This is a genomic window from Brevundimonas sp. UYEF29, from assembly GCF_040546195.1.
Classification (GTDB): domain Bacteria; phylum Pseudomonadota; class Alphaproteobacteria; order Caulobacterales; family Caulobacteraceae; genus Brevundimonas; species Brevundimonas huaxiensis.
In genome coordinates this window covers 1-13021 of the sequence record NZ_JBEPNH010000008.1, presented here as the reverse complement: position 1 = coordinate 13021, position 13021 = coordinate 1, and the positions used below count along the sequence as shown (strand labels likewise).

Annotated in this window: 11 protein-coding genes; 5 read left to right on the top strand and 6 right to left on the bottom strand. The window is 68.3% G+C overall.

Features of this window, described 5'->3' with window-relative positions; all coding sequences use genetic code 11:
• Window positions 1-64 precede the first annotated feature (64 nt).
• Entirely contained in the window at window positions 65-817 is a 753-nt protein-coding gene (locus tag ABIB58_RS12480) for a TetR/AcrR family transcriptional regulator (RefSeq protein WP_354041240.1), read from the top strand.
• A 91-nt stretch (window positions 818-908) separates the two neighbouring features.
• The gene (locus tag ABIB58_RS12475; protein ID WP_045809470.1) at window positions 909-1673 is read left to right on the top strand and encodes a LytTR family DNA-binding domain-containing protein; all 765 of its coding nucleotides are present in this window, start codon (window positions 909-911) and stop codon (window positions 1671-1673) included.
• 71 nt (window positions 1674-1744) lie between these two features.
• Here ABIB58_RS12475 and ABIB58_RS12470 read toward each other — a convergent pair whose 3' ends face one another.
• Window positions 1745-2221, bottom strand: a complete 477-nt coding sequence (locus ABIB58_RS12470) for a COG3650 family protein (RefSeq protein WP_045809469.1) — start codon at window positions 2219-2221, stop codon at window positions 1745-1747.
• A 79-nt stretch (window positions 2222-2300) separates the two neighbouring features.
• Between ABIB58_RS12470 and ABIB58_RS12465 the strand changes: the two genes are divergently transcribed.
• On the top strand, window positions 2301-3431 hold the full coding sequence (locus tag ABIB58_RS12465; protein ID WP_045809468.1) for a DNA cytosine methyltransferase: 1131 nt from the start codon (window positions 2301-2303) through the stop codon (window positions 3429-3431).
• 393 nt (window positions 3432-3824) lie between these two features.
• Here ABIB58_RS12465 and ABIB58_RS12460 read toward each other — a convergent pair whose 3' ends face one another.
• The 3 genes from ABIB58_RS12460 to ABIB58_RS12450 all read right to left on the bottom strand — a co-directional run bounded on the left by ABIB58_RS12460 (window position 3825) and on the right by ABIB58_RS12450 (window position 7714).
• Window positions 3825-4184 carry a DUF1318 domain-containing protein gene (locus ABIB58_RS12460; protein ID WP_045809467.1) on the bottom strand — a complete coding sequence of 120 codons (360 nt, stop codon included), beginning with the start codon at window positions 4182-4184 and terminating at the stop codon, window positions 3825-3827.
• A 33-nt stretch (window positions 4185-4217) separates the two neighbouring features.
• Complete coding sequence (locus tag ABIB58_RS12455; RefSeq protein ID WP_045809466.1) at window positions 4218-4406, bottom strand: YnbE family lipoprotein; 189 nt, start codon at window positions 4404-4406, stop codon at window positions 4218-4220.
• Window positions 4407-4483: 77 nt separating this feature from the next.
• Window positions 4484-7714, bottom strand: a complete 3231-nt coding sequence (locus ABIB58_RS12450) for an intermembrane phospholipid transport protein YdbH family protein (protein WP_354041236.1) — start codon at window positions 7712-7714, stop codon at window positions 4484-4486.
• Between the two features lie 317 nt (window positions 7715-8031).
• Here ABIB58_RS12450 and ABIB58_RS12445 point away from each other — a divergent pair, with 317 nt between their 5' ends.
• Entirely contained in the window at window positions 8032-9387 is a 1356-nt protein-coding gene (locus ABIB58_RS12445; protein WP_039245764.1) for a M23 family metallopeptidase, read from the top strand.
• A 3-nt stretch (window positions 9388-9390) separates the two neighbouring features.
• Here the strand turns inward: ABIB58_RS12445 and ABIB58_RS12440 are convergent, their stop codons facing one another.
• Window positions 9391-11067, bottom strand: coding sequence for a TadG family pilus assembly protein (locus ABIB58_RS12440; protein ID WP_354041233.1), 1677 nt, complete (start codon window positions 11065-11067; stop codon window positions 9391-9393).
• A complete protein-coding gene (locus ABIB58_RS12435) occupies window positions 11067-11441 on the bottom strand; it encodes a hypothetical protein (protein ID WP_354041231.1) in 375 nt (124 codons plus the stop codon). The genes ABIB58_RS12440 and ABIB58_RS12435 overlap by 1 nt, the downstream gene beginning before the upstream one ends.
• 47 nt (window positions 11442-11488) lie before the next feature.
• On the opposite strand from ABIB58_RS12435, the gene ABIB58_RS12430 reads away from it, so the two are divergent.
• A complete protein-coding gene (locus ABIB58_RS12430; protein WP_354041229.1) occupies window positions 11489-12931 on the top strand; it encodes a fimbria/pilus outer membrane usher protein in 1443 nt (480 codons plus the stop codon).
• Window positions 12932-13021: the final 90 nt, after the last annotated feature.

Below are 13021 nucleotides of genomic sequence, written 5' to 3'. Positions count from 1 at the left end.
CGTCACTTGGCTCGCCGACCGTGGCGCCGTTGCACCGTCGCGGTCGTGCGCCTAGCCTTGCCGGATGAGCAAGCCGGACGCCGCCACCCTTCCCCGCCCCGTCGCCGCGCGCCGCAAGGCGGCGGGTGCTGCCCCGGCGCGGCGCGGCCGGCCGCCCAAGACCGAGGCCAAGGCGGCGGGCGAGACGCGTGATCTGATCCTGGATGCGGCCGAGGACCTGTTTTCCAAACACGGCTTCTACGGCGTCACCATCCGCGAGGTGGCGCGCGAGGCGGGCGTCGATACGGCCCTGGTTCACTACTATTTCGGGGCCAAGCGCGAGCTGTTCGACGCGGTCTTCCTGCGCCGGGCCGAGGTCTGGAACGACGACCGTGTCGCCGCCATTGATCGCTATGCCGAGACGGCGGGCGACGACATGACGCTGGAGGGCTTGCTGGAAGCCTTCCTGCGGCCGCCGTTCGAATGGTCGTTGAAGGGCGGACCGGGCTGGAAACACTATTCCGCCCTGGTGGCCCAGACCAACGCCAACCCCAGCTTCGGCGGCGAGACGATGGCGCGCTATTTCGACCCGGCCATCCACCGGCTGATCGAGCTGATCGCCAAGGTGCTGCCGGGCGCCAGCGAGGTCGATCTGTACTGGGGCTATCACAATCTGTCGGGCGCCCTGACCCTGACGCTGGGCGAGACGGGGCGGCTGGACCGGCTGTCGAACGGGCGGGCGCGGTCCGGCGATCTTGAGACGGCCGGCGACTATATGGTCCGGTTCGCGGCGGCCGGTTTCCGCGCCGTGGCGGGAATGACCCCGCGCCAGGGCTGATCGGTCACGCCGGGGCGCTATCGCGCGCCCGACTTTCGCCCGGCCGAAAATCGTGGTTTCAAGGCGCGATCTTCCGACCGTGAAAGCCCCGATGACCGCCCCTGCCGCCGACCGCCGCCGCACCTTTTTGCGCGGTCTCATCGTCGCCGTTTTGGCAGGCGTCTTTCTGGCGGTGACCGGCGCCTTCGGCAGCGCAGGCGCGTCGCTGCCCGTGCGGCTGGCCTATTGGGTGCTGGTCATGGTGCTGGGCGGACTGTGGGGGCATCTGTGCGGCGTCGTGGTCAGCCGATTTCTGGATTCGGACGAGCGGCCGTGGCTGAGCATCGCGGTCATGGTCGTAATCATCACCGGGCCGCTGTGCGTGCTGGTCTGGGCGGCGACGGGCCTGTTCTTCGCCCAGAGACTCTATCCGCTGGCGGTGCTGCCGGAACTGGTCGTGCCCGTCGTGGTCATCACGGCGGCGGTGACGACGTTGAACGTCTTTCTGGGGCGGGCCGTGCCGGTCCAGACCCATGCGGCGCCGCCCGAGACAGCGTCCCGCCCGGTTCGGTTTCTGGACCGTCTGCCGATCAAGCTGAAAGGCGCGACGATCCGAGCGGTGCAGGCCGAGGACCATTATCTGCGCATCCACACCGACCGGGGATCGGACCTGATCCTGATGCGGCTGTCCGACGCGGTGGAAGAGCTGGAGGGGCTGGAGGGCGCCCAGACGCACCGCAGCTGGTGGGTGGCGCGTGAGGCGGTGCGCGCCGTCGAACGCGGCGACGGGCGCGCGACCCTGACGCTGGACGGCGGCCTGTCGGCCCCGGTCAGCCGCCGCTACGCCCGGATGCTGCGCGACGCCGAATGGTGGTGACGCTCTCTTTGAGCGCATGATTCACGCTTCGGACGGGGCCGCGTTGCGCCCCGATCCGAAACGATCACGCGCTAGGGCGCGGGCTGGGTGGTCAGCATCGACGCGGGCGCCGCGCAGCCGGTCAGTTCGTCGTCGCCGATCTCGACCTTGGCCGTCAGCGGATAGGTTCGGTCGCTCATGCCATCCGAACATTCGGTGGCGATCAGCACGACGTTCAGCGCCTTGTTCAGATTGGTCGAGCTGGCGAAGGTTGCGACCGTGCCCTGGACCGTCGCGCCATGGTTCGGCGCGCGCTGGGTCGGCTGATCGACGCGGGTGTAGATCAGGGCGTCCGGCGTGATCTCCACGCCCCAGAAGGGTTCGGTCCCCAGCGCCCGCACCGGCTGGCCCAGATCGACGCCGCCCAGGGTGACGGCGGCCTGGGGCTGCGGCGCCGGCTTGGGCTTGGACTCCTCGCGGTCGTAACAGGCGCTGAGCGAGAGGCCGGCAAGGGCGATGACAATTGGGGCGATGGCGAACGGGGCGGCGGCGAGCGGAATGAGGCGCATGACGGCTCCTTTTGGTTCGGGCGCAGGTGAGGTCCCCGCCGCCCTCGGTCAAGGGGCGCGGCTGGGTTATGCTGATCCCATGTCGATTCGCCCCACCGCATTCGAGTTCTTCGCCGGGGGCGGTCTGGCGGGGCTGGGACTGTCCGCCGCCGGCATCGACACCGTCTTCGCCAACGACATGGACGCGGCCAAGGCGCGCGCCTTCAAAGCCAATCATCCGCATACCCCGTTTCGTCAGGGCGATGTCTGGAGCCTGACCGTCGACGATCTGCCGGGGCGGCCGGACATGGCCTGGGCCTCGTCGCCCTGTCAGGATGTCAGCTTGGCAGGCGCGCGCCGCGGGCTGGAGGCTGGGCGGTCCGGCGCCTTCTGGGGCTTCTGGCGGCTGATGCAGGGGCTGGCGGCCGAGGGACGCGGCCCGCGCGTGATCGTGCTGGAGAACGTCATCGGCCTGCTGACCTCAGGGCCCGGGACCGAAGTGGGGCGAGATTTCGCGGCCGTCTGCACGGCGATGGTCGAGGCGGGCTATACGGTCGGCGCGCTGGAGATGGACGCCGCCCATTGGCTGCCCCAGTCGCGCCCGCGTCTTTTCGTCGTGGCCAGTCAGGGCGAGGCCCCGCGCGCGGCCGGTCCGACCCAGCCCTTCCATTCAGCGCGTCTGGTCGCCGCCCACGCGCGGCTGCCCGAGGCGGTGAAGGCGGCCTGGGCGTGGTGGTCGCTGCCTGCGCCGTCGCAGCGCAATCTGGACCTGGCGGCCATGCTGGAGCCCGACGACGCCGTCTGCTGGCTAGATGATGCGGACGCCATCCTGGCCCTGACCGCGCCGCTGCACCGCGCCCGGATCGCGTCGGCCCTGGCGTCTGGCCAGCGCTGCGTCGGCGCCGCCTATCGCCGGGTGCGGACCGAGAACGGCCGCAAGGTCCAGCGGCTGGAAATCCGGTTCGATGGTCTGGCCGGATGCCTGAGGACGCCGGCCGGCGGCTCGTCGCGGCAATATGTGGTGGTGTGCGATCGGGGCTTGGCGCGGGTTCGGCGTCTGACCGGGCGCGAGGCCGCGCGGCTGATGGGCGTGTCTGACGACTATCGGTTGCCGTCGAGCGAAAGTGCGGCGCTGAAGCTGATGGGCGATGCGGTAGCCGTCCCGGTGGTCAGGGCGCTGGCGGAGGGGCTGTTGCTGCCCGCGCTGCTGGATCGGCGCGCGGCGGCCTAATCGGGCGACGGCGGCGGAATTGCACCCCGACGAAAAAGGGTGCAATGCGTGCAATCTCACGTCAGCATATTGTTTTTGATGGAATAAAACTCGGCGTTTAATTGCACCCCTATAAGAAAGTGCAATTCCCTCAGTGAAGTTGGACTCCGAAAAACAGCCCAACGAGTCCAAGTCGTGCGGATGGCGATTTCAAAGACCGGGCCGGCATCATAACCCGGTCTGGGGTCGCGCGAAGGAAGATGACGATCCAGCGGCCTAATGAACTGAAAAGGCCGCGTTTCTTTTCGCACAATAGGACGGGTGGGCTGTCCGAGAAGGCTTGAGGCCTCGCAGATCGTGCCTGACCCGCCGTGGACCCTCGGGACAAGCCCGAGGGTGACGGTCTTTTTTGCCTTAGCGCTGGACCCACTGGCCCTGGGCGTTGCGGTACCATTGGCCTGAGGAGATGCGGGGCAGCAACTGGGCCTCAAACATCCGGGCGCCGGCGACATCCGCCGAGGTGCCGGCGTCGGCGGCGCTGCGGGCGTAGGCGGCGCGGCGGCCGGAATTGGTGGCGTCCACGGCGGCGCGCAGGCTGGCGTCCGAGGTCGGGGTGCGGAAGCCCAGATAACCGTCGGCCTGTTCGCCCACGACGCCGGCGGCCTTGGCCTGGTCGATCTGCGCCTTCTGGGCGCTGGTCTGGGCGAGGGCGGCGCCCGCGACGCCCAGGGCCGCGAGGGCGGCGCCGATGACGAAGAGTTTGCGGAAGGTCATGTCAGCCTGTCCCTTTCAGAGAGAAGCGGGAAATCAGAAGAGGTTGGGGTTCTGCTGCAACAGCTGCTGCAGCTCCTGGTCCAGACGAACGCGCACGTCGGCGTTCAGCTTGGCGTAGATCTGGATCGGCGCGACCTCGAGACGGATGGTCGGGGCGCAGGCCGCGAGAGCGACGACGACGGCTCCCAAACCGAGGCCGGCCAGTTGGCGCTTGTGGATCATGACATGGGCTCCGGTTCGGCCGAGGGTGATGTCTCTAATAGCACGCCGCCCAATGAACGCGCGCTGAATGGTGAAGTTCAATCGCCAGACGCGGGAATGGGCGCCGGGACGGGCGCGGGCGTCGCCTCCTGCTGACCCTGACGGGCGCGATTGACGGCCAGCAGATCCGAGATCAGCTGGTTGGCGTTCAGGGTCGTGTCCAGCGTCAGGTCGATCTGGGTGTTGGACGGCAGCGGCAGTTTGCGGTTCAGGAACTGGCGGCTGATCAGTTCGCCGATCGTCAGGCGAAGCTCCTGGCGTTTGGGCGGATCGTGGCGGCCGCGAATATGGAACAGGACCGCCAGACGCCCGCCGTCCAGGCTGTTCACATCGGCGCTGAGCTGATCGAAGGACAGGTTTTCCATCGCCTGATAGGCCAGGTCCTCGACGACGTTTTCCGACACCTCGCCGCCCCCGCCGCTGGCGGCGACGTCGGTCAGGACGTCCCGCTTGATCGACAGGCGGCCCGGCTGCACGGCCTCCAGCTTGCCGGCGGTGATCTTGAGCCCGCGCTTGGGGTCCATGATGAAGGGCAGGCGGCCCGAGACGACGGCGTCCAGCTGAACCTTGTCGTCAAAGCCGGTGTCGGCGACAATATCGCCAAGCTGCACCCGGTCCAGCACGATCACGCCGCTGTAGGGCTGGGTCGCGTCCAGCGGGACGGTGAAGGGCTCGACTGAGACGGTCCCGCCGCCGGCGACGACCTGGGCGCCGTCGATCAGCACCCCGGCCTCATTGATCGAGAAGGTCACATCCAGCGCCGTGACCGCCGTGCCGACGGCCAGGCTGTCGGCCGTCAGCTTCTGGTTCGGGGCGGTGATCAGGGGTGTCAGGCTGCTGAAGACGATGTCGCCGCGCAGCCCCTTCACGGCCCCGACCGGACTGACGAAATCCAGGCCAGGCGTGACCAGATGGCCGCTGGAGGTCGGTTCGGCGTCCTTGGTCCAGTCGAAGCGGCCGTCGAAGCTGACGGCGCCCTCGACCGGCGACTGCAGGAAGTCGGCGGCGAGCGGGCTGAGCATCGCCGGCTGAAGCCCATGCTCGGCGAAGGTCACGTTCGGGGCAGTGATGACGATGCCGCCCGATCCGGTGCGACCGTCGTGCGCCAGGGTCAGTCGGCCGAGACCATAGGCGGCCGCCGCGCCCGTGCCCTTCAAATCGAAGGCGCCGCTCCACCGTTCGGCCGCCAGGGTCGCAGATCCTGTGGCCGAAAGCGGTTCGAACCGTTCCGGCGTCAGGGCGTCGATGACGCGGGCGGCGGCCACATTGGCGGTCAGGCCAATGCCCGCCTTGGTCCCGTCGACGGTGACACGGCCCGCGGCGTCGGCGAACCGCATTCCGAGGAAGGGCGCCTGGGCCGACACCTGACTGAACCCGCCCGCGCCGCGCCAGACGCCGTCCTTGGACGTCAATAGCGGACCGCCCTGGGGACACAGTTTGCCGGCGACCTGATGGACATCGTTCTCGTCAAGCTCCAGCCGCTCGACGGTCAGGTCGACGCAGTCTGATGTCGCATAGGTCAGCCGGCCGGCGTTCATGGCCAGGACGCCGCGCGTCCGGGCGTCGATGCCGCGCGCCAGGTCGAAATCCAGTCGGGCGCGACCGTCCAGCGTCGCTTCGAACCCGCCCTCGGTCAGGCGCCAGTTCGGCACCGCGACGGACATTTCCGGCAGGCCCTTGCCGCGCGTGGCGGTCAGGGTCAACGCCCCGCCGCCCAGCCGCCCCGGCTCGGCCTGATAGGCGCCCCCCTGACCCTGACCCTGACCTTGAGCCACCGTCAGGACGCCGCCGTTTGCGGGCGTCAGGGTCACAGGACGCGACAGGGCGACGGTCGTGCCGGCCGCGCCCGTGGCGAAGCGGATGGCGGGCGCGTTCAGGGCGAAGCGTCCCAGCGCGCGCTTCATCTCGGCCAGCTCGACGATGTCGTCAGGGCCGACCGCGCCGAACAGGGGCCAGGCCCCTTCGGCGGCGCGCAGCGATCCGTTCGCCGCGATCTGAACCCCGCCGTCGCTGACCACGTCCAGGTCCACATCGGCGCGACCGCGCTTCAGCGCCAGGTCGCCGAAACCGAAACGGTCGAAGGTCGCGCTCAACGGCCCAGTCGCCTCGAAGGCCGCGTCCTTGCCGCCCAAGGCCAGGTCGCGCGACGTCAACGACAGTCCGCCGATCGTCGTCTGACCCGTCCGTCCCGAACCGGCGGTCAGGGCCAGCGGCCCCTGCACGCGCCAGCGCACGGCGTCGTCGCGCGACACGGTCAGCTTGCCGCGCGTCGCCATCGCGGCGACATCGGCGATGCGCAGGTCTGCGCCCTCGACGGCCGCCGCCTTCAGCGCGGTGGTGACTTCGCCGTCCAGCCGGAAGGTTTCGATCCAGCCGGAGACGGCGCCGTCGAACCGCGCGGCGACATCGGCGCTGCGGGCGCTGAGCGTCGAGGTTCCCAGCTGCTCGCCCGTCAGGCGGGCGTCCAGAACCGCCCGGCCGTCGCCGCGCCGCGCCTTCAGATCCGGATAGGGCAGATCGCCGGTCAGCGTCAGCGCAGCCCCCTGCCCTCGGGCCGCCGGTGTGGTGAAGCTGTCGGCGGCGGCCGACAGCTTGATCGCCATCCGGTCGCCGGTTGTGGTCAGGTCCAGCAGGCCGGTCAGGCCCTGAGCCTGCGTCTCGCCGCTCTTCAGCGCGGCCTTCGGCAGCCGCGCCGCCAGCCGCATCAGCTTGCCGTCGTCGATCCGGGCGTCAGACAGCAGGTCGACCGGCCCGTATTCCGTATTCAACCGCCCGCGGCCGCTCTCGACGATGACCAGGGGCCCGCGTGAGTCCGGTCGCGGCGGCCCGCCGGTGAACTCCTTGATCAGCGGGTCCAGCGAGCCGAACGACAGCTTTCCACCCTTCCAGCTGGCCCGGACGACAGGTCGAACCAGGCGGATGCGGCTGGGGGTGACGCCCAGGCCCGACTTGGACCACGGCAGGGCGACGGCGTAATCGACCTCGGCCCGCTCGACCACGACATCGGGATTGTCGGGATCGCCGATGCGGATGCGACCGACGAAGCCGTCGATCTCGATCCGCTCCACCTCGACATCGGCCGGAATCCCGCGCTGGTCCAGCCAGCCCACCAGGACATTGCGCGCCACAGCGCGGCGATTGAGGTAGATCAGAGCCGCGACGACGCCTATCAGCAGCGCCAGGATCAGAACCCCGACGGCGACAGCGCGCAGGATGCGACGGGTCTTGGCCTGCGGCTTTGGCTTGGGCTTGGACGGTGTGTCGGTCAAACGGATCGATCGCGTGATTGAAACAGCGGGCCGTCCACCTTGGTCATCCTTGTCCCCAGCACAAGATCAAAGCATGACGGTCGGTCTTCGGCGCCCGTCTCCTGCCGGTCAAGCTGGGCCAGATAACGGCGAATCGGCCGGTCGGGATCCCTGCATCGTCGAGCTTTGGCTGACGCACGTTAACCGTTTGTAACGGTCTGCTTTCCAAAATGAGACAAGCGCGGTATAGGACCGCCTTCGCGCCACGGGCGATACGGCGCGATCTTCGAGAACGAGTAAGCTTTGGCGCCGAAGGCGTCGCAATACGACGGGGACCGATGGCTCAGTTCGACCCACGCCGCCAGCCGACGCGGCTCGCGCCGCACATGCTCACGGCGGCGGCTGCAATCTCGGTGGCGATGCTCGCTGGTCGAGCCTATCAACCCGCTCAGGCCGAAGAAGTTCCCGCCCTGACCTCGGCCCAGATGGCGGCCATGGAAGCCAAGGCCTTCGCCGCCGCCAACGCGCCCGCCGGCCTGACCGCGCCCGAGGCCGTCAACGTCCAGATCCGCCGCGGCGAAACCTTCGAGCAGGCCGTGCGCCGCACCGGCGTCGCCCCCGAAGAAGCCAGCGCCGTCGCCGCCACCGTCGCCAACGCCTTCGATCTGGCCGATCTGCGCGCCGGACTGAAGTTCGAAACCGCCATCGCCAAACCGCGCAACGGCCGGGGCGACGCCCGGCTGATCGGCCTGACCATGCGCACCGGCCCGGCGTCGCAGCTGACCGTATCGCGCAGCTTCGACGGCGCCCTGCGCCTGCGTTCGCTGGAAGAAAAAGTCACCCACGAGACCGTCGTCCTGAAGGGCGATGTCGAGCGCAGCCTGTCCGCCAGCGCGCGTGAACTGGGCGCCACCGCCTCCATCGTCCGCTCGGCCAGCCGTCTGTTCGCCACCAAGTTCGACATGCAGCGCGACATTCGCGCCTCCGACGAGTTCACCATGGTCTTCGACCGTGAAGTGACCGAGGCCGGCCGCACCGTGGACGTGGGCGACCTGATGTACGCCGAACTGCGCGGCGTGACCTTCTATCGCTTCAAGCCCGCCGGCGCGAAAGAGGCCCAGTTCTTCGATTCGAACGGCAAGAACCTGCGTTCCGCCATGATGCGCACGCCGCTGCAGAACTTCCGCCGTGTGTCCTCGGGCTTCGGTTTCCGCACCCACCCGATCTCGGGCTACAAGAAGATGCACCAGGGCATCGACTTCGCCGCCGGAACCGGCACGCCGGTCGTGGCTCCCGCTGACGGCGTGGTGGTCGAGGCGCGGCGCTGGGGAGGTTATGGCAACTGGCTGCGCATCCGCCACAACAACGGTCTGGAAAGCGGCTACGGACACCTGTCGCGTTACGGCTCGGGCATCCGCGCCGGCCAGCGGGTCAGCCAGGGTCAGATTGTCGCCTATGTCGGTTCGACCGGCGCCTCTACCGGTCCGCACCTTCACTATGAGCTGTGGCGTGGCGGCCAGCGGATCAATCCCGCCGGCGTGCGCACCCAGGAAGGCACCGAACTGGCCGGCGCCGACCTGACCGCCTTCCGCGCCGAAAAGGCCCGCATCGACCGCATCATCGCCTCGGGCGGTCAAAAGCGTCCGGCCATGCAGCAGGCCTCGGCCGAAGGCCTGCGGCCCGCCCGCGGCTAAGGGTCAGCCGACCAGACGCGGGGTCGCGCGCCCCGGCGTCGGGCAAGACAGGCTGTGGACCGTCACATCGGCCTCGCCCAGCTTCAGGCCCAACAGGTCCAGCACGGGATTGAGCGCGCCGTCCAGCACCGGCCCCAGCGGCTCCAGCAGCCGCCCTAGGGCCCTGGTCAGGTCGCCGATTCCCAGGCCCAGGCCGATCACGTTCACATCCACCTCCAGCCGCGCCAGCAGGCTGGCCACCGCCCCGCTGGCGAAGCCGCGTGAGGCCATGGTCTTGGTGCGCTGATCGTCGATGTCGCCCGCGTCGAACCTCAGCGGCCTGAAACCGGCGTCCGCCGCCTCGACATCCGCCTTGCCGGTGATGCTGACCAGACCCAAGACCGAAAGCAGGGTCGCGCGCTGGGGCGCCAGCGGGGTCTTGAAGTCGCCCAGCCTGGCCTCGTCCACCACACCGATCGACGCGCGCGCCAGGCCTGGCCGCACATCGACCTCGACCGCGTGCGCCGGATCGCAGGACAGCGACTTCAGCCGCGCCTCGGACGCCGCCAGTTCGATCAGGATCGGCAGTTCGACCCGCGCCAGACCCGACAGGGATTGCGCCATCCTGGCCCGCACATAGAGCCGGGCCTGGGCCGTGCGGATGATCGGCTGGCCGTCGGCAGTCACCGTCAGCCAGGGCGAGCGATTGGGCCGTTCGCCGATCGCCAGGCTGGTCTTCAGATCGGCCAGCCCTGCCGGCACGCCTAGGTTCAGCGCGACCTGGCGATCCCCGCCCCCGACCTCCAGCATGGCCATGACCAGATCCATGGCCGACACAGACGCGTCCAGCCCTTCGCGGATCCCGTCCGGTGATCGCGCCTCCAGTCCGATCAGGTCGCCCAGCCGGACCTTCGTGCCAACCGAGGCCGAGGCCAGCTTGCCCAGCGCCCCGCCGTCCTGGCCGCCCGCCACCCGCTCCAGCACCCTCAGCGCACGGCCGGCGTCGACCTGGGTCGCCAGAAGCCGGTCGTAGTCGCCGACCTCGACGCCCAGATCGGTCGCCAGGGCGTCGGTGAACCCCAGCAGATTGATGTCCAGATCGATCAGACGACGATAGTCCATGACGCTGAGCGACACCTTGGACCCGGTCAGGCCGCCGAGCACCTGATTGGCCACGCCGCCGTCCAGCCGCGCCAGGCGCGACCCGATCGAGATCATGGCCCTGGGCGTCGCGCCGCCCGTCGTCGCCGTGGCCCGGCGAGTGACCCGCACCTGATCGCGACCCAGCAACAGCGGCGTGAAGAACATCGGCGCGCGGCTGGTGATCTCGACCCGCGCGGCGTTCGGCTTCACGCCGCCCGTCATGAACCGGTCATTGCGCGCCTTGGCCGGATCGGGCGTGTAGACGCCCAGCGCCGTCGCCACCGTGACCGAGATGTCGGGCGCGACATTGGCCTCGACCGTCTCCTGGGCCGCGCGCGAGACTGCGCCCTCGCCCTGCGCCAGGTTTCGCACCGCCGACAGCGCCGCGAGATCCGCCGCCCCCTGAACCCGACGGGTGTGCAGCACCAGAACGCCCAGGTCGATCACCGCCGCCGTAAACAGGCACAACAGCCCCCCCGCGACCGCCGCGATCACCGCCACCGCCCCGCGCCGATCGGCGCCGAACCGGAGCCGCAGACAAGGCGCCCGGGCGCTCATCAGTAGTCGCCCACATGGATGACCGCCGAGCGCCGAATGACGGACGGCGGACGCGGCAGCATCCCGCCCAGCGCCATGATCAGGCTGTCCCTGGCGTCATAGACCACGACGACCCGCAGTCGCCCCGCGTCCTCCCTCACCTCGATGGTCGTGTGATCGGGGTTCAGCGCCACGCCCCGCACCACCTCGCTGACCTCGCGCCGCGCCAGACCGTCGCGCTCGGCCGCGTCCAGCCCTCCGATCGCCGCCCGGGCGCCCTCGGCTTGGTCCGCGCCAAAGGCAAACGCTGGATGTTTCTGCCGCTGCCCTCCGTGCCAGAAACGGGTGACCTGACGGTTACGGCCGACATCCCGCGCATCACACGAGGCTGACATGGCCATCCTGGGGGGGGAAAGGAGCGACGGCGATAACAACGATCGTGATGATCGCCATCGCCCCACATGTCAGCGCGTCCAACCTGTCGAACGTGCCCACCGAAGCGGTAGTGGTTTTGCATCCGCAGGATCGCGCCTCGCGGCAGCCTCAGATCGTCGAGTTGGTCGTGCCGGTCCGTGAACGCGGCCCATTGGGGCAGGTATCTGTACTCTTGGGCCCGGACAATTTGGTGCATGTGCGCGGCTCCGACCTCGTACCTCTGCTTTCACGCATGATAACGCCGGAGGCTGCGCAGGCCTTGACCGCCACGGCCGACAGCGACGGCTTCATCACGCCGGAAGCGGCGAGTACTGTCGGCTTTGAACTGACGTTCGACACCGGCCTGCTAGACTTGGCCGTGGCGATCCCGCTGGACGCACGGCGTCGTCAAAGCCTCACTCTAGGTTTCGATTCTGAGCAGTTTTCACCACCAGTTACAGACGAGCCGGCTCCTGTGGCGGCCTATCTGAACTATCGAGCTTCGCTTGACTATCTACATAAGGCCACCAGCGCGCGAGAACAGGGGTTTCAGGCTCCGCGCTTTGACCTGGAGTTCATGGGCACGGTCGGAAAAATCGCGTTTGAGAACTATGCAACGGTCGATCCAGACGCTGACCGATCGTTTCAACGCAACGCATCGCGCTTGATCTTTGATCAACCCGAAAAAGCGCTGCGCTGGACCGCAGGTGACCTTGTACCTGAGGGGGCGTCATTTCAGAGCGCCAGCGACATCGCGGGTGTCAGCGTGGCCCGCCTGTACAGTTTGACCGGTGGTGATCGCTTGGCCGTAACACGCTCATCGCGCACTATAACCATCCGCGAACCCTCGACTGTTGAAATCCGTATCAACGGCCTGACGGCGCGCACGCTGACGCTCAGCCCAGGCACCTATGACCTGCGTGACCTTCCGCTGACGCAGGGCGCAAACGCCGTTGAATTGGTGATAGAAGGACCTTCTGGCGCGCGCGAGATCATCAGTTTCGACTTCTTCAGCGACACCACATTGCTGGCGCCAGGGGTGGACGAATTCTACCTTTCCGCCGGCATTCGAGCGCCGCGCCAAGATGGTCGTATCGAATATCTTGAGGACGACCCCGTCGTTTCCGGGTTCTATCGCCGCGGCATTTCCGAGCAAATTACTATGGGCGGTAATATTCAGGCGACAAAGGACGCAGCCCTGATCGGCGCAGAGGCCCTGTACGGCAGCATCTGGGGGCTGACGGCCTTTGATCTTGCGGTCAGTCGGCGTGATCAAGGCGGCAGTGGTTTCGCGCTACGTGGCCAGCACAGAGCCTATCGGGAACTCCGGACATTCCCCGGCCGCGAAAGTCTGGATGTATCACTGGAGTATCGGAGCGAGAATTTCTCCTCCATTGAAAATCTCGGTCCAGCTTTGAACTACGCGTTCTTGGGAGCCGTGCGCTATTCACGCCCGCTGAACCCCAGATGACGTGCCCCTGAGAATTTCCTCCACGCGGAGCTAGAGTCCGGCCCTTGAAAGGACGGACGGAATGAAACGAGCGAGATTCACGGAAGAGCA

Bases quoted from the DNA above. Each gene is read 5' to 3' on its own strand.
- ABIB58_RS12480 (WP_354041240.1), top strand. From the start codon at position 65: ATGAGCAAGCCGGACGCCGCCACCCTTCCCCGCCCCGTCGCCGCGCGC.
- ABIB58_RS12445 (WP_039245764.1), top strand. From the start codon at position 8,032: ATGGCTCAGTTCGACCCACGCCGCCAGCCGACGCGGCTCGCGCCGCAC.
- ABIB58_RS12430 (WP_354041229.1), top strand. From the start codon at position 11,489: ATGATCGCCATCGCCCCACATGTCAGCGCGTCCAACCTGTCGAACGTG.
- ABIB58_RS12455 (WP_045809466.1), bottom strand. From the start codon at position 4,406: ATGATCCACAAGCGCCAACTGGCCGGCCTCGGTTTGGGAGCCGTCGTC.
- ABIB58_RS12440 (WP_354041233.1), bottom strand. From the start codon at position 11,067: ATGAGCGCCCGGGCGCCTTGTCTGCGGCTCCGGTTCGGCGCCGATCGG.
- ABIB58_RS12465 (WP_045809468.1), top strand. From the start codon at position 2,301: ATGTCGATTCGCCCCACCGCATTCGAGTTCTTCGCCGGGGGCGGTCTG.
- ABIB58_RS12435 (WP_354041231.1), bottom strand. From the start codon at position 11,441: ATGTCAGCCTCGTGTGATGCGCGGGATGTCGGCCGTAACCGTCAGGTC.
- ABIB58_RS12475 (WP_045809470.1), top strand. From the start codon at position 909: ATGACCGCCCCTGCCGCCGACCGCCGCCGCACCTTTTTGCGCGGTCTC.
- ABIB58_RS12470 (WP_045809469.1), bottom strand. From the start codon at position 2,221: ATGCGCCTCATTCCGCTCGCCGCCGCCCCGTTCGCCATCGCCCCAATT.
- ABIB58_RS12460 (WP_045809467.1), bottom strand. From the start codon at position 4,184: ATGACCTTCCGCAAACTCTTCGTCATCGGCGCCGCCCTCGCGGCCCTG.